20 protein-coding genes, 2 tRNA genes and 1 pseudogene are annotated in these 21,827 nt (G+C 36.9%); 9 read left to right on the top strand and 14 right to left on the bottom strand.

Translation table 11 applies throughout. From position 1 onward, the window contains the following. Positions 1–10: 10 nt before the first annotated feature. On the bottom strand, positions 11–2,632 hold the full coding sequence (locus GYA49_04995; protein ID NMC36372.1) for a cation-transporting P-type ATPase: 2,622 nt from the start codon (positions 2,630–2,632) through the stop codon (positions 11–13). Between the two features lie 59 nt (positions 2,633–2,691). On the opposite strand from GYA49_04995, the gene GYA49_05000 reads away from it, so the two are divergent. The 3 genes from GYA49_05000 (at position 2,692) to GYA49_05010 (ending at position 6,898) form a co-directional block, all read left to right on the top strand. Continuing rightward, on the top strand, positions 2,692–3,042 hold the full coding sequence (locus GYA49_05000; GenBank protein ID NMC36373.1) for a hypothetical protein: 351 nt from the start codon (positions 2,692–2,694) through the stop codon (positions 3,040–3,042). 61 nt (positions 3,043–3,103) lie between these two features. Beyond that, a complete protein-coding gene (typA, locus tag GYA49_05005) occupies positions 3,104–4,930 on the top strand; it encodes a translational GTPase TypA (protein ID NMC36374.1) in 1,827 nt (608 codons plus the stop codon). A 48-nt stretch (positions 4,931–4,978) separates the two neighbouring features. Then, complete coding sequence (locus GYA49_05010; GenBank protein NMC36375.1) at positions 4,979–6,898, top strand: hypothetical protein; 1,920 nt, start codon at positions 4,979–4,981, stop codon at positions 6,896–6,898. A 6-nt stretch (positions 6,899–6,904) separates the two neighbouring features. On the opposite strand, the gene GYA49_05015 is transcribed toward GYA49_05010, so the two are convergent. The 5 genes from GYA49_05015 to GYA49_05035 are packed head-to-tail and all read right to left on the bottom strand — an operon-like array spanning position 6,905 to position 10,209. Beyond that, on the bottom strand, positions 6,905–7,336 hold the full coding sequence (locus tag GYA49_05015) for a hypothetical protein (protein ID NMC36376.1): 432 nt from the start codon (positions 7,334–7,336) through the stop codon (positions 6,905–6,907). Next, complete coding sequence (locus GYA49_05020; GenBank protein ID NMC36377.1) at positions 7,320–8,204, bottom strand: UTP--glucose-1-phosphate uridylyltransferase; 885 nt, start codon at positions 8,202–8,204, stop codon at positions 7,320–7,322. Before GYA49_05020 ends, GYA49_05015 begins: the two co-directional genes overlap by 17 nt. A 26-nt stretch (positions 8,205–8,230) precedes the next feature. Next, positions 8,231–8,614: a hypothetical protein gene (locus tag GYA49_05025; GenBank protein ID NMC36378.1), complete on the bottom strand. Its 384-nt coding sequence runs from the start codon at positions 8,612–8,614 to the stop codon at positions 8,231–8,233. A gap of 36 nt (positions 8,615–8,650) precedes the next feature. Beyond that, entirely contained in the window at positions 8,651–9,397 is a 747-nt protein-coding gene (locus GYA49_05030) for an ABC transporter permease (GenBank protein ID NMC36379.1), read from the bottom strand. A gap of 2 nt (positions 9,398–9,399) precedes the next feature. Continuing rightward, the gene (locus tag GYA49_05035; protein NMC36380.1) at positions 9,400–10,209 is read right to left on the bottom strand and encodes an ATP-binding cassette domain-containing protein; all 810 of its coding nucleotides are present in this window, start codon (positions 10,207–10,209) and stop codon (positions 9,400–9,402) included. A 250-nt stretch (positions 10,210–10,459) separates the two neighbouring features. Between GYA49_05035 and GYA49_05040 the strand changes: the two are divergent. Next, positions 10,460–10,597: pseudogene (locus GYA49_05040) on the top strand (histone). 97 nt (positions 10,598–10,694) lie between these two features. On the opposite strand, the gene GYA49_05045 reads toward GYA49_05040, so the two are convergent. The 4 genes from GYA49_05045 to GYA49_05060 all read right to left on the bottom strand — a co-directional run bounded on the left by GYA49_05045 (position 10,695) and on the right by GYA49_05060 (position 15,867). Beyond that, entirely contained in the window at positions 10,695–13,067 is a 2,373-nt protein-coding gene (locus tag GYA49_05045) for an HAD-IC family P-type ATPase (protein ID NMC36381.1), read from the bottom strand. 212 nt (positions 13,068–13,279) lie between these two features. Next, positions 13,280–14,407, bottom strand: a complete 1,128-nt coding sequence (locus tag GYA49_05050) for a hypothetical protein (GenBank protein NMC36382.1) — start codon at positions 14,405–14,407, stop codon at positions 13,280–13,282. Between the two features lies 1 nt (position 14,408). Continuing rightward, entirely contained in the window at positions 14,409–15,161 is a 753-nt protein-coding gene (locus GYA49_05055; GenBank protein ID NMC36383.1) for a hypothetical protein, read from the bottom strand. A gap of 76 nt (positions 15,162–15,237) precedes the next feature. Continuing rightward, positions 15,238–15,867: a class I SAM-dependent methyltransferase gene (locus GYA49_05060; protein ID NMC36384.1), complete on the bottom strand. Its 630-nt coding sequence runs from the start codon at positions 15,865–15,867 to the stop codon at positions 15,238–15,240. An 84-nt stretch (positions 15,868–15,951) separates the two neighbouring features. Between GYA49_05060 and GYA49_05065 the strand changes: the two genes are divergently transcribed. Further along, positions 15,952–16,092: a hypothetical protein gene (locus GYA49_05065; GenBank protein ID NMC36385.1), complete on the top strand. Its 141-nt coding sequence runs from the start codon at positions 15,952–15,954 to the stop codon at positions 16,090–16,092. Positions 16,093–16,153: 61 nt separating this feature from the next. Next, the gene (locus GYA49_05070; protein NMC36386.1) at positions 16,154–16,516 is read left to right on the top strand and encodes a type II toxin-antitoxin system death-on-curing family toxin; all 363 of its coding nucleotides are present in this window, start codon (positions 16,154–16,156) and stop codon (positions 16,514–16,516) included. A 231-nt stretch (positions 16,517–16,747) separates the two neighbouring features. On the opposite strand, the gene GYA49_05075 is transcribed toward GYA49_05070, so the two are convergent. The 4 genes from GYA49_05075 to GYA49_05090 form a co-directional block, all read right to left on the bottom strand. Then, the gene (locus tag GYA49_05075; GenBank protein NMC36387.1) at positions 16,748–17,266 is read right to left on the bottom strand and encodes a hypothetical protein; all 519 of its coding nucleotides are present in this window, start codon (positions 17,264–17,266) and stop codon (positions 16,748–16,750) included. A gap of 209 nt (positions 17,267–17,475) precedes the next feature. Continuing rightward, a complete protein-coding gene (locus GYA49_05080) occupies positions 17,476–18,384 on the bottom strand; it encodes a hypothetical protein (GenBank protein NMC36388.1) in 909 nt (302 codons plus the stop codon). A gap of 95 nt (positions 18,385–18,479) precedes the next feature. Beyond that, positions 18,480–18,552, bottom strand: a tRNA-His gene (locus GYA49_05085). A 161-nt stretch (positions 18,553–18,713) separates the two neighbouring features. Further along, positions 18,714–19,445 (bottom strand): methyltransferase domain-containing protein, encoded by a 732-nt coding sequence (locus GYA49_05090; protein ID NMC36389.1) that lies wholly within the window; start codon positions 19,443–19,445, stop codon positions 18,714–18,716. A gap of 51 nt (positions 19,446–19,496) precedes the next feature. Between GYA49_05090 and GYA49_05095 the strand changes: the two genes are divergently transcribed. From GYA49_05095 to GYA49_05105, 3 genes are all read left to right on the top strand, one after another. After that, positions 19,497–21,050, top strand: coding sequence for a tRNA uridine(34) 5-carboxymethylaminomethyl modification radical SAM/GNAT enzyme Elp3 (locus GYA49_05095; protein NMC36390.1), 1,554 nt, complete (start codon positions 19,497–19,499; stop codon positions 21,048–21,050). A gap of 43 nt (positions 21,051–21,093) precedes the next feature. Continuing rightward, positions 21,094–21,684: a PH domain-containing protein gene (locus tag GYA49_05100; GenBank protein NMC36391.1), complete on the top strand. Its 591-nt coding sequence runs from the start codon at positions 21,094–21,096 to the stop codon at positions 21,682–21,684. 55 nt (positions 21,685–21,739) lie between these two features. Beyond that, positions 21,740–21,813: transfer RNA gene (locus GYA49_05105), tRNA-Arg, on the top strand. Positions 21,814–21,827 lie beyond the last annotated feature (14 nt).

Raw genomic sequence — 21,827 nt, forward strand, 5'->3', positions numbered from 1 at the left:
ATTTTATAATTTAGGATTTGATTCCCAATTTATTAATCGCTTCCAAAATTTTGATCTGCTGTGATTTTTTATACACATCCATTACAATCACCACAAAAATAGATGAGAACAGGGCGAAAACCCAATTGGCTAGCTCGATCTGGGTGGTGCCAAAAACCTGGCCCAAGGGTGAGTAAATCAAGATAATTGTTAGTAAAACAGAAATAGCTGAAGCGTAAATCAAAGTAATATTGGTTAAAAAAGGAATGTGGTTCATAGGGTAGCGGAAGGAACGGAAATTGAAAGCGTTTAGAATTTGGAAAAAGATAAGCGTTACCATAGCCGTAGTTCGAGCCACCACTAAACCTTGATCAAAAATTTTTAAACTAAAAATAAAAACCAATAGAGTAAGTCCGCCCATAGTTGTGGCAGCTATGATAAGTTGTTTAACGAGCTGTCTATTAAGCAAACCGGTGTGCTTTTTAACTTTACTTTCCATAACGTCTAAAGAAGCCGGGTTAAAACCTAGAGTAATAGCTGGTAAATTATCAGTCACTAAATTCATAAACAAAATTTGCAACGGTAGGAATGGAGTTGGTAGGCCAATAACTACAGCTAAAAACATAATCATCAGCTCAGAGCTATTGCACGATAGCTGGTAAGTAATGAATTTTTGGATATTGTTAAAAATAGTCCGGCCTTCTCGAATAGCTTTCACAATGGTGCTAAAGTTATCGTCTTTAATAATTAAATCAGCAGCTTCGCGGGAGACATCAGTACCAGTTTTACCCATGGCAATGCCGACATGGGCTTCTTTAATAGCCGGAGCATCATTGACCCCATCACCAGTCATAGCCACTATTTCACCTTGTTTTTTCAGAGCGGCCACAATTCTGATCTTGTGTTCTGGTTTAACCCGGGAAAAAATAGCAGTTTGAGCAATCATAGCCTCCAGCTCGGTATCGCTAAGTTGCTCTAAATCTGCTCCAGTTAAAACTTCACCTTTGATGCCGACTTGGTGGGCAATACGCTGGGCAGTTTCTGGGCTATCGCCAGTAATCATCTTAACGGCAATACCAGCTTTATGGCAGGAAGCAATAGTTTTGTGGACATATTTTCTGGGTGGATCAATCAAGGCAATAAAGCCCAGAAAAGTTTGACTTTTTTCAGCTTGAGACAGACTAAGTTTTGGTAAAGTTTTAGTAGCCAGAGCCAAAACCCGCATCCCAGTTTGAGCTAGGGTTTTATCTTGAGCAATAAGCACCTCTTTTTGTTTTTGGCTCAAGCGTTTAGTTTTGCCGTCTTTTAATATAAAATTACAATTTTTCAAAACTACTTCTGGGGCGCCTTTGCTAAAAACTTGATATTGTTTGTCTTGCTTACCAATTACAGTCATCAATTTTCGAGCCGAAGAAAAAGGGATATCAGCACTTTTTTCAAAGTCAAAACTTTCTTTTTGCAAATTAGCTTTTAAGCCCAAGGCTAATAAAGCTGATTCAGTAGGGCTGCCATTTATTGTTGGTATTGTCTCGTTTTCTTGTTTAGTAGCAACAGCTTCATTGCAAAGCAAAGCAGCTTGTAGAAGTTGGTATAGCTGAGGATGATTGGCGAGTTTAATTTTTTTAGATTTATACAAAATTGAGTCAGTGATTTCATAGCTTTTACCAGCGATTAAGATTTGTTTGACTGTCATTTTGCCAGTAGTTATGGTCCCAGTTTTATCTGAACAGATAACCGTAACTTCACCTAAAGTTTCGATAATCGACATCCGGTTAACAATAGCGTTTTGCGCTGCCATGCGATAAGCGCCTTTGCCAAGGGTTGAAATCAAAACCATAGGGAAACCTTCTGGGAAAGCTGAAACCGAAAGGGCGATGACCACAATCAAAGTCTCAACAATGGTGTGGTAGCTGAGGCTTTCGGCCCGTACAATCATCAAAAAACCCACAATCGAAGATACGATCAGAGCAATCAGAGCCATTTTTTTAGCAATTTGGTTGACCCGTTTTTGTAAGGGGAGTTCTTTCTCGGCAGTCGAAATTAGCTTGGCGATTTTGCCAAACTCGGTATTCATGCCAGTGTGAAGTACGGAAGCCAATCCAGTCCCACTCATAATAGTAGTGCCCATAAAAACCTGATTAAGTTTTTTGAGTTTGTGTCCAGGCCTGCAAGGAATTTTAGTAATCTCCTTAGATTCCCCGGTTAGCATGGCTTCATTAATTGTTAAATTAGCAGCTTCTAAAATCTGGCAATCGGCTGGGATTTTTTCGCCGGTTCTCAACTTGACAATATCATCAGGAACTAGTTCTTGAGCTGGAATTTCCTGTTCGCGCCCGTCTCTAATTACAATGGTTGTTGGCATGACCATTTTCTTGAGGGCTTTAATGGCTTTTTCAGCTTTAAACTCCTGAATAAAACCAACTACTGTAACCATGATAATCACAGCCACGATGGTGTAGGCAGTCAAGGCTTCATCAACTAAAAAAGAGGTGAAAGCACCGATAACCAGTAGAAAAATGACAAAATTACCACTGATTTGACGCAACAGAATTTCCAAAGGTGAAACTTTGTTGAGTTGAGAAATTTCATTAAAGCCAAAGCGGGATAATTTTTCCTGGGCTTGGGCAGTGGTCAGTCCAGTATAAGCTTTCATGAGCAGTATAAATAGGATACCTGATGCTATAATGCTTTTAAAGTACACATTTTATTTTTATGCCTAATAGCGATGAGTCAATGGAGTTTGGTGAGCAGATTCCGGCAGGACAGCCGGTATCTAATGCTCACTTAACTTTGCAAAAAGCAATTGATTTGGGTGAGTATAAAGTTGAAGTTTTAGGGATGTTTGAGGAGTGGCATCGCCTAAGTCGTCATGCTCAGTTTGAACTGATTAAAAAGGCTATTGATAATCGTCGCAAACAATTATGGCAGCATTGGGCAGAGCTTAATAACCAGCTAAATTTTAGTAAAAAACCCTATTTACAACCAGCCCTTGATAATGTTCATGCTCAAATTAAGCAATTAGAGTCTGATAATGAACAACTGTATATCGAATACTCGACTTAGTTTTAGACTGTTTTTCTTCCTTAATTAGCAGTACAATACTTCTTTCTACTAAAAAACTAGTATGGATCAAAATAAACTTAGAAATATCGCTATTATTGCTCACGTTGACCATGGTAAAACTACCTTGGTTGATAATGTGCTCAAGCAAGCTCATGTCTTTGAGTCGTACCAGGCTGAAATGCAGCAAACTACGATTTTGGATAGTAATGACTTGGAGCGGGAACGCGGTGTCACCATTTTAGCTAAAAATACAGCTGTGATGTGGCAGGACTATAAGATCAATATTTTAGATACACCAGGCCATGCTGATTTTTCTGGGGAAGTGGAACGGGTTTTAAATATGGCTGATGGCTGTTTGCTTTTGGTTGATAGCGCTGAGGGGGTTTTATCTCAAACCCGTTATGTCTTATCTCTGGCTCTTAAACTAGGTCTGACGCCGATTGTGATCATTAATAAAATTGACCGCAAAGATCAGCGCATCAAAGAAGTCTTGGAAGAAATTAACAATCTTTTCTTAGAATTAGCTTCTGATCCAGCTCAGCTGGAATTTCCAGTACTTTATGCGATTGGTAAAGATGGTGTGGCCGGATTTTCCTATGAAATTCAAGGAGAAGGATCAGCTACTATTACTGATAGTCAAAATCTGTTTCCGCTTTTTAAAGTGATTACTGAAGTTATACCAGCTCCACAAGGGGATAATCATGGCCCATTCCAGATGCAGGTGACTAATCTTGACTATGATGGCTATAAAGGCCGTTACATCATTGGCCGAATTGCCCGGGGTAGCATTAAAACTAATCAAGCCTTGGCCATTATGCGGAATGAACAAAAAATTGGACAGGCTAGGGTAGAGTATTTATTTAATTATTACGGCTTATCAAGACAGGAAATTGAAGAAGCCGAGGTGGGTGAAATTGTAGCTCTCACTGGATTTTCGCAGGTCAAAATTGGTGACACTATTTGTGATGTGGAACATTTAGAAGCCTTACCGTCTTTGGAAATTACCGAACCCACCATGCAAATTCAGATTAGCGTGTCGACTTCGCCGTTTGTAGGCCAGGATGGTGAATTTACCACTTCCAGGCAAATCAAACAAAGACTGGAAAAAGAATTGGAAAGCAATGTGTCTCTTCGCCTTAAGCCTGGTCCAACTGGTGAAAGCTTTATTGTTTCTGGTCGGGGTGAGTTGCATTTAGCAATTTTAATTGAAACTATGCGCCGGGAAGGTTTTGAATTTAGTGTGGGTCGGCCAGAAGTAATTTACAGGCAAAAAGATGGATCTAAAACTGAGCCATATGAGTTAGTTACGATTGATGTGCCAGAGTCTCACGCAGGAGTGGTGATTGCAGCTATGGGCCAGCGTCGGGGTGAAATGGTCAATATGCAACAAACCAGCACCGGGACCCGTTTTGACTATAAAATTTCGACGAACAACTTGATTGGCTTTCGCAGTCAGCTGCTGACTGAAACTTCTGGGCTTGGAGTTATCAATAGCTTGTATTTAGGTTATGAAGCAGTAGGTGAAGCACTTATTAATCCCCGCAATGGGGTGTTTGTAGCCATTGAACAAGGTAAAGCTACTGCTTATAGTATTGCCAATGCTCAAGAACGGGGTACAACTTTTGTAGCGCCGGGAACTGATGTTTATGCAGGTATGATTGTAGGGTTGTCTAGTAAAAAAGATGATATGGGCATTAATATTATTAAAGGCAAAAAATTGACTAATATGCGCAGTTCTACGGCTGATATTGCGGTCCATATTGCTCCACCCGTTTACATGTCTTTAGAGCAATGTTTAACCTTTTTGGCTGCCGATGAACTGCTAGAAGTAACCCCCAAACATTTGCGACTGCGCAAAAAAGAGCTTAATGCTAAACATGTCCGGTAAGGTTTAAGCTTAAATTCCAAAATTACAGATCTGCTAAAATATCAGAATATGCGAGAAAGGGAGAAATTTAATCCATATATAACTGATACATTAAGAAAACTTTTAGATAATCCTCAAGTTAAAAAAGGTTTTGATAGCTTGGTTCAAACAATAGCTGATCATATACCCGACTATACCTTAAATGTCGCTCCAGACTTTCTAATTGATTTTAGTAGGAAAGTTCCAGAATCTTTGGAGATATCTGGTCAACAAGTTGCCAAGGAGGGGTTGCTTAGCTCTTTGAATCTTATTCATAGAATGGTTGCTTATCAACAAATAATGTTTGATTTAGACAAATTCAGAGATATGATTATGGATCAAGTTCCTCGTGGTATTACTGGAGATCTGGCTATTGAAACACAAGCTGATCATATAGCTACAGCTTTATTTTTTTCAATTGGCGTTGAAAGCGAAATAGCTAAATATACCGGAGTAGTAACAACAAGATTGGGAGAAGTCTCCTTTACTACTTTTTTAAGTTCAAAAGATTTGAAAGAAGAAGATTATTTACGCTTTTTTATGATTGCTTCGCTTGTCAGATCTGATCAATTTTTAGTTGACCATCGTAAGACTTTTTTTGCTTCTAGATTAGATGAGCACTACAACCCTCTTGTTGATACGACAGAGGTCAATGATTATGATAAGCATTTGGCGGTTGGGTTGGGCGCACTATTTGAATTATCCAAACAATTTGAAAAAAAAGAAGGTATCTTAGCTGAATACTTAGCAACGCAAAATATTCCAAACTATCAAATAGAAGTTTTAATTTTTATCTTAAAAAAAATAACATCATTTAGAAAAAGAACCCATACTAGCTTAATAAAAGGGGAATTTAATGAAGAAAAAAATACCATAAAAGCATTGCAGATTTATTTATCAAATGGCACACTATCCACCCAAAAAGAATTACTTGAATATTTGGGATTAGTTGGACAAGATGCGATTACTAAGATGTTTGTTATAGCTACTAAAGACAGATCTTCTTCACCATTATATCGAGTTGTTGCTAGATCAATTCTAGATGTTATTGATTTGTTTGACGGATCTTTTTTTAGGGAACAAGAGCTCTCTACCTTGATCAGTTTGCTAGAAACTGACGGAGATGTGATTGATAAAAATGAATTATTAGAAAAAATAAATATAGCTAAAAGTTTAAAAAGGCTAGGAGGTGAACATGTTGTGGAAATTAGTGACGATGATTTGCAAGTAAAAATAGTTTTTCGCTCAGCTGATGCAAGTTGTTTTGAGATGAGAGTTCAAATTGAAGGTAGGTCTTGCCAATTTAATGTTGATATAAAAAATAATTTATTTAGACACAATATTATTCTTTTATTAAGCGAACAAGGAGAAACTATCCTTCAAAATTTGGTATTGCAGTTGGTTGATAAATGGTTGGATAGCTTTATTGAGCAAGCTCAAGAAGAAAGGGATGAAAGACTATCTCGGGGGCAAGCGCTAGTAATTTCACCTTCAAAAAAACCGAGGATGCAAAAAAACCCAAGAAGAGCTGATCGTGGGCCAGGAGAATTTCCTAACACTACTAGACATAGGGCTATAAGTCTAATTAGAGACTCTTCAGATACTACTTTAATAGAAGAAACAAAGGAGCATCAAGTTCATGGTTTAAGAATTACATATGATGTGCGAGAAATATGTAAAGCAATAAAAGATAAAAGATTAAGTGGTTTAATAATTGAAGCTTTGGCTTTATTAAATAGTGATGAGTATGAAGGACAATTTCCTATAAAAAAAATACCATCAATCAAAGGAGGTAAATTTAAGAACATGTTTAGATTAAGTTTCAGAGATATAACAGGAGCAAATTCAGAAATAAGCCATCTCAGAGCTATACTTAGATCGAGGAAATCATCAAAAGGCCAAATGGTATTTTACATTGAAAAAATTGGAAATCATGATGATGTGTATTAAATTTACTTACAAAAAATCTTGCAATAAGCTCTCAGCCTTTAGTTGAGTAGCAGGAACTCTAAAAATATACTGACGCCAAAATAACCTATCATCTAATCCAATTTCTGGTTTTATAAGCATTATTTCCAGTAGATCAACTTGTTTAGAGTGAGTAATTCTGAAAACTTGACAAACTGAGCCCTCCAGTAAAGCAATGGGTCTTAAGTCTCGTATAAGTGCTACATTGCACTCTAAAACTTCCTCGCCAAAGTTAATGGTAGTAGTTTTGGGAAAAACTTCGTTGCTATCATATAAATCTTCTATTTGGCTGACTAAAGAGGAAATGTAGGTAATTTCAAATACCGCTTCGTCTCTGAATGAAAACTCGCCCTTGATATCTAATATAAGTAATTCAAGTTCTTTAACTTCACTATAGAGAAGCTCAGGGTTGACCTGCATGTTCTATTTTAGCTTTGAAGTATTCTTTTATTGCTTCGCCAATTTCCGGATCTTCAAGCATAAAATCAACTACAGTTTTATGATAAGCTAATTTGTTACCAGTGTCTTGAAAGCGGCCATCTCTGATTTCAACAGCTAAACATTGCTGCTGTCTGCAAAGCTGATTAATGGCGTCAACCAGCCATAGTTCGCCGCCTTTGCCGGGTTGTAAATTTTCTAAAATAGGAAACACATCTGGTGTAAAAAGATAGGCTCCGGAGACCATGATATCGGAGGGAGCGTTTTCAGCGCCAGGCTTTTCCACGATTTCTTTCAAGGTAAAAACATTATCCTCAAATGGTTCTAGTCGGCCAATACCAGCATGTTTCTTTTGTTCATCATTGACTTTGATGGCAGCAAAGGTGGGACATTGGTGAGCGTTAAAAACGTCAAGGCATTGTTTAAGTCTTGAAGGTTGAGCCCAAGTAAATTGATCCCCCCAAACCACTACAAAAGGCTCATTGCCGACTGCTCGGCGTGAAGAAATAACTGGAGTAGCATTGCCATACGGGCCTTTTTGGCGGATATAAATAAAATCTGCCATGTCAGCAATTTTACGAATTTCTGCGAGCTGCTGTTGCTTACCGGCTTTTTCTAGCTGGTCTTCTAGAAGTGGAGCATAGTCAAAATGATCCTCTATTGAGCGTTTGCGGCTATCGGTCACAATAATAATTTCTTCAATGCCAGCCTCTACGCACTCTTCAACCACATACTGAATCACTGGTTTATTGATAATGGGCAACATTTCTTTTGGCATGGCTTTAGTCCAAGGTAAAAAACGGGAGCCAATGCCAGCGGCTGGAATGATAGCTTTTTTGATTTTAGACATAATTTTGCAAATTATTAATAGTCATATTATAGCAACTTCCATTCTTTATAAATATGTGGTACTGGCTCTGTTTCAGTCCCCAAATTTAAAACAGTTTCACCTCTTTCAATTAGGCCGCAAATAATTAATATTCTAAGCAGTTGTTCTTTGTTTTTTGGTCTCATTCCGGTTAGATCTTCCATAACTCCATAAATACCTACTAATGAGGCATGGTTATCATTTGTATGTGCTTTCCCGGATAATAAATATGAAATATGAAAAGGTTCTAATCCCATATAATTAGCTAGAATTTTGCTTAATAGAGGTTTACCATATGGGTTTAATGTTTCTAATATCAATTGAATTAGCTCTATTTGTGGGGAAGTGAAAAAACTCTCAGCTCTTAGCTGAGATCCATCCTCTTTTCTCATGGTTGCTATTATAAGCTATATAGGCAGGTATATTTCTTACAGCTCAATTTTGCTAAATAGGTAGCTAGCAATAGCTAGAGTAGCTACTGAAAAAGCTATTAAAATAGCGCTATTAAAAAGTAAGGGGCTATTAAAGGAATTGAGAAGTAAAATCCGCAGGGCTGTAACCCCATAGCTTAGCGGATTAGCGTTTGTAATGACTTGAACCGTGTAAGGTAAATTGGTAATAGGAAACAAGGCTCCAGAGAAGAAAAATAAGGGCATAGCTAGATAACTCATGATCAGCTGAAACCCATGAAAATCTTTCATAGTGCAAGCTATAGCTGTACCTAAGCTAGTAAAAAATAAGCCAATTAAAAACATAATAAATAAAGCTAGTGGCAGATAAAGTAGATGACTTGGCCTAAAGCCCATCAAAAGTGTCAGAAAAAATATTAAAACTCCCTGAATAGTAGCAATAGTAGCGCCACCTAAACATCGGCCTAAAATAATCTCAAATCGGGAAACTGGAGCTACAAAGGTTTCTTTTAAAAAACCAAACTGACGATCAAAAATCAGTTCCACTCCGGCAAAAATAGCCGTAAACATAATGCCTTGAGCCATAATGCCCGGAGCAATAAAATCAATATAATTGCCTTGACCAGACCGAGCATATAAAGAACTAAAGCCCATCCCAAAAGCCAGCATAAAAAGAATCGGTTGGCCTAAAGAACCAATAATTCTAGAAGGAGTTCGGATATAGCGTTTGATTTGGCGGAGCCAAAGAATATAAATAGCAATCATAGTTAATTTCTATTTTGACGTTGCATACGCATCATAGTTTGCATATGAGTTTCACCATTTTCTGGTCTAATTTGCCGGCCAGTTAATTTTAAAAAGACATCTTCCAAAGTTTTACCATGATAGCTGCGCTTCAAATTATCAGCCGTATCAATAGCTATTAACTCTCCATGATCAATGATGCCAATTCTATCGGCATAACGCTCAGCCTCTTCCATATAGTGGGTGGTGAAAAAAACAGTAGTTTTTTGTTTGTGATTCAGTTTTTTAATATAATCCCAAATCTTATTTCTAGTTTGAGGATCGAGGCCCAGTGTTGGTTCATCTAAAAAGAAAATACTAGGATTATGAAGTAAACCTCGGGCAATCTCCAAGCGGCGTTTCATGCCACCAGAAAAAGTTTTGACGAGACTTTTTTGTCTATCGGCTAAATCAACCATTTCTAGAAGTTCTTGGATTCTTAGCTTGCGAGTTTTATTTGGTAATCCATATAAGACTCCATGAAAATCCATGTTTTCATACGCAGTTAGTTCTTCATCAATGCTGGAATCCTGAAATACAATCCCAAATGATTTTCTAACTTGGTTTTCTTGTGTTTGGGGATTAAAACCATCTACTAAGACTTGTCCCGAAGTGGGATTGCTTAATGTAGTTAGTATTTTAATAGTAGTAGTTTTGCCAGCGCCATTAGGGCCTAAAAAAGCAAAAATCTCTCCTTTTTTGACACAAAAATTAAGCTGATTTACGGCTGTAAAATTTTTGAATTTCTTAACTAGATTAGAAACTAAAATAGCGCAATCTGGATTTTTTGACATAGACAAATTGTAGTCTTTATTACTAGTTATGTAAATAAAATATTAAACGACATTGGATAGTTAAAACACAAAACAAAAAAGCACATAAAATAGTGATAAAAAAACTGATTTATTTATCAAAAATGCTTATAAAATAAGTTTTTATTAAAGATTGACAAGTTATGTAAAAAGCCTATTATTATTTATTAAGCTGATATTTTCCTTTATTTTTCAGTCAAAATTACCTTCTTTATAAAGGGGGTGATACCTAATGCCTGCCAAAAAAACTGCCAAGAAAAAACCTGCTAAAAAACCAGTTAAGAAAGTCGTCAAAAAAGTCAAAAAAACAGTAAAAAAGGCTGTTAAAAAAACCGTTCGTAAAGTAGCTAAGAAAAAGCCTGCTAAAAAGAAAAAATAAAATACTTCAGAACGTACGTTTTTAAGTGAAGGTTTAAAAGGCGGTTTGGATTTTATCCAAGCCGCCTAATTTATTGAAAAACCTGATGTTATCTACTGTTTAGTTTTTTGTAAAAAAGTTGCTTGGATAATTCGCTAAGTTGCATCCAAAGTAAGCACCAAAGCCAGGTTAGACCAATCCAAAGCAGCGAAATTTTAGCTGGCATAAAAAGGCCAGTAGCTGCCAGAATAGTAGCAATAAGTTGAGTGATCGAGGTAGTTATGATTACCGGCAAACTAGGTAAATAGCTAAACCAAATCTTTTTAGTGCGGGCTACATAAACCAAAAGATGGCCGCCGATGGTTAATTTAAGAAAATAAATAGTTTGAATATATTCCCAAGAAAGATGGGCATACTGAGTAAGGATTAAAAAAAGAAGCAAGCTGTTAAATACTCCCACCAAACCAAATAAAGTACTAAGAGCAAAACGATGTTTAAGCTTATCTCTTTGAATCTTAAGGCTCACTCTCACGCGATCAAAGGCTAGGGAAATAATAGGAATATCATTTAAAATAGCCAGTAAAATCAGCTGAATGGGAGTAAGCGGATAGGTATGATACCAAACTCCTAAAATAAGAATGGTGATAATAAGGCGCAGACTTTCAGAAATCCGATAGACAGAGTAGGAGTAGAGTCTGGCAAAAATTTTCTTACTTTCAAATAAAGCATCTTTGATAACCGAAATCCCATTGCTGAGCAAAACAATATCGGCAGTAGCTTTTAAAATATCCACAGCATTGGCAACGGCAATGCTGATGTTAGCAGCTTTTAAAGCCGGCAAATCATTGATGCCATCGCCAGTTGAGGCCACGGTAAAATATTTTTTGGCTGCAACCACTAGCTCATATTTATCTTTTGGTAGGATCTCAGCAAAGGCAGCTGTAGTTGTAAAAACTTCTGCTTTTAATTTTTTAAGACCAATAGCTTCCAGTTCTGATTTAGCTACAATAGTATGTTTGCCAAAACGAAGTTGGCTGGCAATTTCCTGAGCAATGGCCCTGTTATCGCCAGTGACCATAGTCATATCAATCCCATTGTGTTTGAGATAGTTAGCTACGCTAGCAGCTTCTGGCCTTAAGCGATCGGAAATAGCTAAAATACCCAGGAGTTGGGCTTTGTGTCGGCTTTTTAGTTTAGTGTTTTTAGCCAGAGCTACAGTACGATAGCCCCGCCTGGCTAGATTATTAATTTCCTGCTCAAATTGGTGGCGTTGATTATTTGTTAATTTACACAGCTTAGCTACAACTTGCGGAGCCCCAAATTCTAAAGCAAAGGTTTTGCCTTTCATTTTGACAGCTGTGGTGCTATGTTTGCGATCAGAATCAGCGGCCGTAAAGTGGAGGATGGAGGCTTCGTCTTTACTGATGTGAAGATGATGACTTTTGCGAAACACAGCTTGGCTAATAATTGAGTTGGGGTCTTCTTGGCAAGCTAGTTTGGCCAATGATAAAACAGTAGTAATGTTTGTTTTGCCAAATGGTGTAACGCTATGAATCGTAATACTATTGGTTGTTAGGGTTCCGGTTTTATCGGTCAAAAGCAAATTAACATTGGCCAAATCTTGCAACGAGGATAAGCGGCGCACCAAGACTTGTTTTTTGCTCAGCTCAACCACGCCCAGCTCAATAATTAAAGTCATGACTGTGGGGAGGCTAATAGGCACTCCGGCAATCACCAAGGATAAATCCAGGGTCAAAATTTCCAAAATAGGAGCTTGATGGAGAAGAAGGACTATAGTTAGTAACAGTAAAGCTGCAAAGCTAACTAAGGTTAAAAATCTGGAAATAGTTAGAATATCTTTTTCTAGTAAGCTTTGTTTGTTGATTTTTTCAACAGACAAAAGAGTTTTGCCAAAATAAGTGCGGCTGCCAGTAGCTACCACTTCTATTAAAGCCCAGCCGCTAATGACATAAGCGCCGGAAACTACCTGGTCTCCGCTGTTTTTTTCTTTGGGGAGAGATTCGCCAGTGACAGCTGATTCGTTAAGCTCAAATTTATAAGCCTCAGTGACTTTGCCATCAGCTGGAATGACTGAGCCTACACTAACTTTGACTAAATCACCTGGCACTAGCTCTCTGGTGCTAATAGCTTGCCACAAATGATCTCGTAGGACTTGCAGTTTGGTTTCCAGGCGGTGATTGAGTTTTTGTATAGCAGTATCAGCTTTGTGTTCCTGCCAGGCAGTAATAATCTGATTTAGCAGAAGAAGTAGAAGGATAAAATAGGCATCAAAAATTTTGTGGCTAAAAAAGGATAAGCCCGAAGCAGTCAGCAACATTAAAGAAATAGGGGAGATAAAACGCTTTCCGTATTTAACTAAAAATGAAACTTTTTTGGCGGCAATTTCATTGTAACCATAAATCGTTAGTCGTTGAGCAGCTTCTTGACTGGTTAAGCCAGAAGAAGGAGGTGGTGCAGGCATATTCTAGACTTTTTTAAAACAAAGAAACACACACTAACTTGTCTTTTTGGTAATTTTCAGTGTCAGATAACACCTCAAGTACGGTTAGTACTATCGGTATTATCTTCCTAGAAAATTACACAAAAATTCTTCGTTTTTGTAATATTTTTTATTTTAAAAAAGTCTAGTTTTAGTATACGCCTAGTGCTAACGGCTCTCAAAAGTAAAAGAGGCTAAAGGTAGTTTTTAAGCTTGGAGATTTGCTGGATTAAAGTGGTATTGGCAAAAAGCATCAAAACAAAAATGATAATCAAAGCCTCACTGCCTAGGAAAATTCCGCCTAAAATAGCAATAAAAGCTGCGCCAGTGGTAGTCACAATATTATCCATAGCCACGCCAATGACCGCATCAGCCAGTCTCCCCGAAGCATGAACCGTAAAGTTGTGAATCACAATCATTTCACCCAAACAGCCGATCAAGCCGGTTGCGACTCCGCTTACAACATAGGGAATGTGGGCAATTTCGGAAAAATGGCTGACTACTTCAATTAAGCTTTCTGCAGCCAGTAAGATAACAATGGCTGCTATTGCCAAGTTAAGCCAGATAATAATCGTTTTTTTGCTGGAATACTCATTGCTTTCTTTCTCTTTGGTCTCATGATGGCTTTTGCGAAAATAAAACAGCACGCCAATGCTTAAGGCTAAAACAATAAAACCAATTGGCCTGGTTAGTTGATATAAATCACCAGTGATCCCAACTGGCACATTGCTGACTTTACCAAAAAGGACCATGCCCAAAGCTACGGTTGTTGTCAGCATAGATAATAAAACTAAAATAAAAATAGCATCATCAATTTGTTTTTTGGGTGGTTTGTTTTTATGGTGAGTAATAGGAGTGACAATACCTCCTTGGATAATTTTGGGAAACATTAATACTTTTTTATCACTACTATTGGCTAGGTTTTGGCGCCACATACACCAGGAAGCATGAAAAATGTTGTAAATATTAGAACCAAAAGTAGTACTGGCAGCAATAATAGCTAAGTTGATAGCTCTAATAGGGTCAGCAGCTACAGCTTGTAAGCTCAAGATAGCTGAAACTACCCCAATAACCATATCGGGAAAAGCGGTTCCCAATGATTGCAGCAAGCCTCCAGCTAGGCCAGTACGGTCTTTTAAAACAGCCGTAGTTTTTTCGATCATGCTGGCAGTTTGTAAAATAAGGTAGATGCCTAAAACAAAGACTACAAACATGGCTGCGGCCTGAAGCCATGAATTTTCTTGCTTAATGAGCGGTAAAAGAAGATATCTAGTTACAAAGCCAATTGCAATCAGACTAGGTATATAGAATGGATTTTTCATCTTAGTTTTGTGGTGCTAAACCAGTACAGCGCCAGTTGACTTCCGTGTGCTCATCTTCATAAATGACACAAGCTGGGTTGCAGCCAGGTTTATCGCCATCAATATCAATCCACCAAGTTTGGCTATTTTCATTATAAAACCTTTGTTGGGTCAATGTCCCAGCCTGTTTGCATTGTGTGCTACTTTCTGCAATCTGAATTGCTTCTTTTTCGGATAAAGCTCCATTTTCACCATTACTAAAATGTTGAGGGAGTGGAGCACAAATAATAGTAATAGTGCTCACATCATCTTTGCTTAAAACTATGCTACAAGCAATTTGATCTTTGCTAACTTTAAGGTTTTGAAAACTAGGAGAACTATTACTGGTATTGAAAGGATCGATACTAAAACCTTGACTTTCTAAGTAGCTTTGAGCGGAACTAAACAAACCATCCAGTGTATCTTCATCAGTAGCTTCATAAATACTGAAACCTTCTCCTTCTAGAGTGATGGTGCTTTCTTGAGTGCTCCAATCCAAAGATTGCTCGCTGAGGCTAGTTTTTTGACTGCTTAGATTTTGAAGGCGAGTTAAAACAGTTTTATAATCTGGAGCTTGGGCTTGAGGAATGGTAGTAGGAACACTGAGCTGCTCAGCTTGATCTTGAGTACTTGTTTTAGTGTTTGAATTGGACTGTTTTGCATTCTGAGTGCTTGATTGATTAGTACAGGCAAATAATAGTAAAGCTAAACTAAAAATGAGAATAGTCTTTTTCATATGGCAATAACTTTATTAACCTTACTAGTAAAGGCATGTAAGGGTTTTTTGTCAAGAGCAAAGCGAAAGCTTGGAATCAAAGTTTGGAAGATTTAGAGGCAATTAGCAAATAATAATCATAACCTTCATTGTTTTCAAAAAGCTCAACTATAAAGCCAATTTTGGCTAAAAGAGCCAAAACAGTTTGATCATCCGGAAAGGAAGAAATTTGGTTTTCAATTAGTTTTTTACTATGGTGTAAACAGATTGATGATCTGGATTCATTATGGCAAATAATTAGCTTGCCCTTTGGTTTTAAAGCCTTATAACAATTAGTCAAAGCCTTTTTTTTGTCGGCAAAGTGAGGAAAAGTATTAAAAATAACAATCTTATCAAATAGCTGGTTTTGGTGGTAATTGTGAATATCAATATTAATAAAAGCAATATTGGGAAATTTTTTGAGTTTTGACTGAGCTTTTTGAATCATTTTTGGAGAAAAATCCAAGAAAACCAAGCTGCCTTTTGAGCCAATTTTTTTGATAATAAAAGGAGAGAGATCGCCAGTGCCACCGCCAAGTTCTAGAACAGTATCGCCTTTTTTAAGTCGCCAAGTTTTAAGGAGGGACTCTAATTTTTCTCGCTCGGTTTTGTTGTAGGTAAATTTGTTGCTATAGGTCTGGGCTAGCTTGTCAAAAGTGGTTTGAGATAAGAGCTGTCGATTGAACATATAGTTTCTCGATTTACAAACTTCACTTGTTTTTAATTTGTATTAAAGTAATAATGTTATAATCTATTTCTAATTCTAATACATATGAAAACAGAAAGCGCACAAAGCCGAGCAATTAAACAATATACCAAGAAAAATACAAAAAAAGCTAAAGAGATTAAAAAAGCTGTCAAACGAGGTGTGAAGCAGTATAGAGAAACTTTTAGAAAATTAGCTTATGCCTAAGAGGGAATGGCTTGATTTAGATGATTTTGAATATCTTTGTTTTAACTTAGCTAGAGAGTTAATGACATTTGGTGAACCAATCCCTGATTTTTGCACAAGAAATAATGAGTTATTGGAATCTTCATTAGCCGCTCCTAGGCAAACTTTTTCAGGAAAATTATTACATCCAACCTTGGTTGATCAAGTTGTAGCTTTATTTTATTCTCTAATTAAAAATCACCCATTTGAAAATGGAAATAAAAGAATAGCTGTAATGGCTATATTGGTCTTTCTTCATGGGAATAATAAGTGGATAAGCATAAAACCATCTTCTTTGTATGAAATGGCTATTTTTGTATCACAGTCGAAACCAAATGAAAAAGACACTGTTTATAGTAGAGTCAAAAATAAGATGAAGCCTTTTATTATCAATAGGGATAAGTAGAATAATGGGGTCGCCTGCCTGAAATCGACAGCTTGGCAATTCAACATATTCTACAAGCGTTTGATGATCTGGTACAGTTGGGGTTCGTAAGAGGAAGACTTTGTGAAATTCAGAATTTGACCAAACTAAAACATTCATCACTACAAGTATCTTAAATTCACTCATCATAACTTTTCAACGTTATATCTCCCCATGAAAAATATTGAATACCTCAAGTAATTCTTGAGTAATCTAGCTTCTTAAGGCATTGCAAATAGAGGTAAAGCAATCTTCCTGCATGTTACCTGGTGATAACGATACATTCTGTTTACTGTTTAATCTAATGACCTGATCATAATTTATCAACTCTGGAACGTTTTTTAACCAATGGTTTTCCATCCGAGTAATCACCACCCACACATTTCGTTTCAATCCTTCTCGTAATAAGTGAAAAGTATATTGCTGTGATGGTGGAAGTGTTTTCGGATATCTCAGCTTAATACTTCGATATGGGAACATCTCAAGATACATAAGTTTGTGTGCTACAGCTTTCCAACCAACTACTTCACGAATAGTTCTAGTTCTTTTCCAATACCAATCCTGATTTACTCTGCCATCATCGTAGTGCCAGTAAGCTGTCTTAGGCTGGGTGTAACAAAGTGGAATCTTGTTCTCATGAAGCAAATTTTTACGATCATAGTCGAGAATTACAGAACTTAGTGAGTTAGTTTCCCACTTCATATCATGCCCTGGATTGGCTTGGAGTACCATCACTGTCGCCTTTATTGGATCGCCATAATAGGGGAAGGGTGTTATCTCGGTGCGAAGAGTATAGTCATGCAATAAACAATTTCTGATATCTTCGTCTGTTTTTTTGTTTGCTGACTTAATGAGATCTTTTGAGTACTGACCAAGCCAATCTGAATCAGATCTCAAGATAAATGGTGCAATTAGAGGAAGATTAATCCAGGGGTTATTCACTATGAATAAATAGCAATTGGTATAATTGTTAAAATTTTTCCTTTCAGCTGTACTTTGAATTCAGGAATACTGAAGTTTTCTCCTAACTTTCCAAAGACATCAAAGAGCGATGTGAACATTTGTTTATTAAATACAGACAATGAAGATCTCTCAAGTAAATCAGCACCTTCTTGAGAAATATTTACAACCTTTCCAATTACAGTAAATGTATGACTACCAAACTCAAGTCCAGCGATATCCCTTGTGAAGTTGTCATAAATTGAGAAAAGAATAGAAAAGTTAAGTTCAGAATTTTCAAGAATTAAGGCTTTTTGTCCCTGTGAGTTAATATCATCTAAAAGCTCTTGCAATTTATTTCTCATTTTTTTCATAGGATCTAATTGCTTTTTTATTTCCTTTCGGTTCTGATTGGGAGTTAAATCGGAAAATGATGATAATAATTCAGTGGCTTTTATTAATCGAATAGTTTTCTCAAGCGAATTATTTAATGGATTTAAACTTACTATCCCACTAGCTTGAATGATTGAGCCTGTGGAAACTCTGTCAAAATCATTTTCTTTTTGCAGAGTTTGGAGCAATTTTTGATCTTCTAAAGAATTAACGAGTTTGTACAATAAAGATCCTAAAGTATGATATCTGACTTGAGAACTTTCTTGAGATTTGTTTGTACTTTTTTCTCTATCTGAATTCAATTCCGCATCAGCACCTATCTTAAAAAGATTAAAGACACTTGGTATAGAAAAGCCAGCTTTTAGATTCGCTTTTATATCAGAAGATGTTGCGTTTTCATCAACCGTTTTAACCTCTTCCATTATGCTAAACCCATCATCAATTGAGGCTAATGTGTCAAATAGCAAGTTTGAGTCAGCGTATACTGTTACAAATGGAACTTTTAATTTTTTAGTCATACATAATCTTAGCTAGTTAATGGTAATCCAATTACTTTTACTGAGTCGATGCTCTCATATGCTTCTCTAATATTTTTTAAGTGTTTATTCCAGGGGGTGGCTGACGGGTTTCGATCCCGCTACCTCCGCTTCCACAGAGCGGCGCTCTACCAATTGAGCTACAGCCACCATAATCTAATATGTTAAATTCTATAATTTCAAAATCTTGATAGCGCTTTGTCTAGCGGTAGACAAGTCTACCAATTGCCACTCAGGGAGTGGTCACCCTTTGGGTGAAGCTACAGCCATCATATAGCATTTCTAATCAAAATTAGAAATTATGAGGGTTATTATACCTTTTTACGGGCCAGGAGACAAAAGTTTTGACCATTAAAGATAGATAACCGGATTTGCCCCTTAGCAGCAAAGTAGAAGGTGTCTAGGCTAAAACCAGTCTGTTTGACTAAACGTAAAAATTCTCCCGGGAAAAAAGCTTTGCAAAAGCGCCAAACCCGTTTAACGGTTTTTTGACCATCAGAAACTGAATAGGGAACCCAGACAAAGCTAAAGTCGTTATACTGCAATTTTTTGCTAAGTTGGTTAAAATGATATTTCCAAAATCTGGTTTGCCAGAGGTTCCAAATCGAAAACACTGCAAAGCCATCCGCTTTAGTGTGTTTGAAGATCTGTTTCATGACTTCGTGTTGGCGATTTCGGTCCGGAATATGGTGAAAAACTCCCAGACAAAAAACCGCATCAAATTGGCCAATGTTTTTCCAACCATCAGAGGTGGTAATATCACGAACCAGAAAGCGACGCTTGGGAAAACGTTTTTTAGCTTGATCTATTAATACTTGAGAAAAATCTATGCCTAGATAGTAAATTTTTTTACCACCTAGTTCAGTTAAAAGCCGGCCGCTGCCACAACCTACATCCAAAACCCGCATACCTGGCTTAACTTGGGCTACAAATGGTAAAATTTCAGGCCAGAGCCGTTTTTTACGGGTTTCGGCAAAATGAAGGCCAATCGTATTATAATGGTCTTTTACCTGCTGGACTTGTTGATACGGTGATAAAGGCACAATAAAACCTTACGTATTTTTAATATTATTATCTTTAAAATACGTATAAGTATGAAAACTATCAAAGATTTATTATACCAAGATTTAGCTAAAGCCAACTTGTCTAATTGGGATAAAACCAAGCGGCGTTGGGCTCGACAACTAGGAAAAATTCCTAGTAATACGGAAATTATTAAAGCTTATCATAGCTTGCTGACTGAGCAAAAAATTGAGCCTAATAAGGCTTTGGAGACTAGTTTGAGGGTGCGTAAGGTTCGGACTCTGTCTGGAGTAGCGCCTTTTGCGGTCATGATGAAACCCTGGCCATGTCCGGGCAATTGTATCTATTGCCCTAATGAAGCTGGTATGCCCAAAAGCTATATGAGTGATGAGCCAGCAGCGGCTCGGGCTAAGAATCTACAATTTGATCCCAAGTTGCAGGTGCAAACTAGAATCAAGCAAATGGAGGCAATTGGTCACAAGCCTCAAAAGATCCAAATTATTGTGATTGGGGCGACTTTTTCGGCATACCCTAATGTTTATAAAAAGCAGTTTATAAAAGCTATTTTTGATGCTTGTAATGGTCAGACAGCTAAAACCTTGGAACAGGCTCAAAAACTAAATGAAACCGCTACCTATCGGATTGTAGGTATGAGTGTAGAAACTCGGCCGGATTGGATTAATAAAAAAGAAGTGGTTTTGCTAAGGAAATTGGGAGTTACTAAAGTTCAACTGGGAGTGCAAAGTTTGGATGAAACAGTTTTAAAAACAATTGGTCGTGGTCATGACGTTTTAGCGGTACGAAAAGCAACCAAGCTGCTTCGAGATGGAGGCTTTAAAATTTGCTATCATCTAATGCCGAATTTACCAGGTTCAAATCCAAGGCTTGATGTCCGAGTTGCTAAGCAAATTTTTACCGATTCAGATTTCCGGCCGGATACAGTCAAAATTTATCCCTGTATTGTAGTGCCTGGAACTAGGCTGTATGAGCTGTGGCAGCAGGGTAATTACCAAAGCTATGATGACAAGATTTTAGCTAAAACTTTGATTGAAATCAAAAAATTAGTCCCCAAATATTGCCGGATTGATCGTTTGGTTCGAGATATTACCACTAGCTGGACTGCTTCAGGGACTAAAAAAACCAACATGCGACAACTGATTGCTGAGGAAATGAAAAAGCAAAACATTAGCTGTCAGTGTATCCGTTGCCGGGAAATCAAGGATCAAGTTCATGAAACTAGTAAACCTGACTTATTAGTATTGCCCATTAAAATAAGTGGAGCATCTGAATACTTTTTAAGTTTTGAAAGCAAAGACCACTTATTTGCCCTACTGCGTTTACGTTTGCCAAATAAAAATGAACTTTCTAAGTATTTTTCAGTTTTAGAAGATGCAGCTATTATTCGGGAAGTTCAAGTTTTTGGTGAGCAGATTGAATTTAGCAAACATGAAAAGCAGGCTACACAGCACAAACATTATGGCCGAAAACTAATTGCTCAGGCTGAAAAGATTGCCAAAGAACATGGTTTTTCTAAAATTGCTATTATTTCTGGAGTTGGAGTTCGTACATATTATGAACGACTTGGGTATAAATTAGAGCAGACATACATGGTTAAAAAAAATTAAGTAAATGTGTACAATGAAAATATTATCAATTTGTACGTAGTATATGAATGAAATTGAACAGATTTTAAATAAAAACGAAAAAATTATTTGGGAAGGAAAACCTGAAATTATTCCCTACGCAGTTGCTTATTTATTGCCGATACCTGTTGCATTTATATTAGCTATAATTATTTTAATATTTGTAAAATCAAGTAAACATCTTTATCTCGATACAATAAGTGTGGTATTTTTAGTCGTACCGACATTAGCAATGTTTTTCGGGGGGATACTTTCTTTTTTCTATAGATTTTTGAATTATAAATTTGTTAGATACTATTTTACTGATAAAAGAGTAATTTTCCAAAGTGGAATAATTGGCAGGGATTTTGAAATGACCGATTATGATATGGTCAGAAGTCTTTCGGTTAATGTTAATTTACTCGATAAATTATTTGGAAAGAATTCAGGCACTATTGTCGTAGGTAATGGAGAAAATTATGATCTAACATATAATTCTTTAGAAAATATATCTAATCCTTATCAGACTTTAGAGAAATTAAAACAAATATCTCATGATATAAAAACTGATATTTCATTTCCAAATGATTATCGACCTAAAAAGAATAAAGGGTATCAAACAAAATATCCCTCATAACTTGGAATTATTTGGTAAAATATAGTCTTAGACAAACTCGTCTACTATTATTTTAGCTCCCGTAGCTCAATTGGATAGAGCGTCTGTCTTCGGAACAGAAGGTTGTGTGTTCGATTCACGCCGGGAGCACAAGTTAGTAGTTA

This window comes from Candidatus Beckwithbacteria bacterium (genome assembly GCA_012797845.1).
GTDB lineage: Bacteria > Patescibacteriota > Microgenomatia > UBA1400 > UBA1449 > JAAZOH01.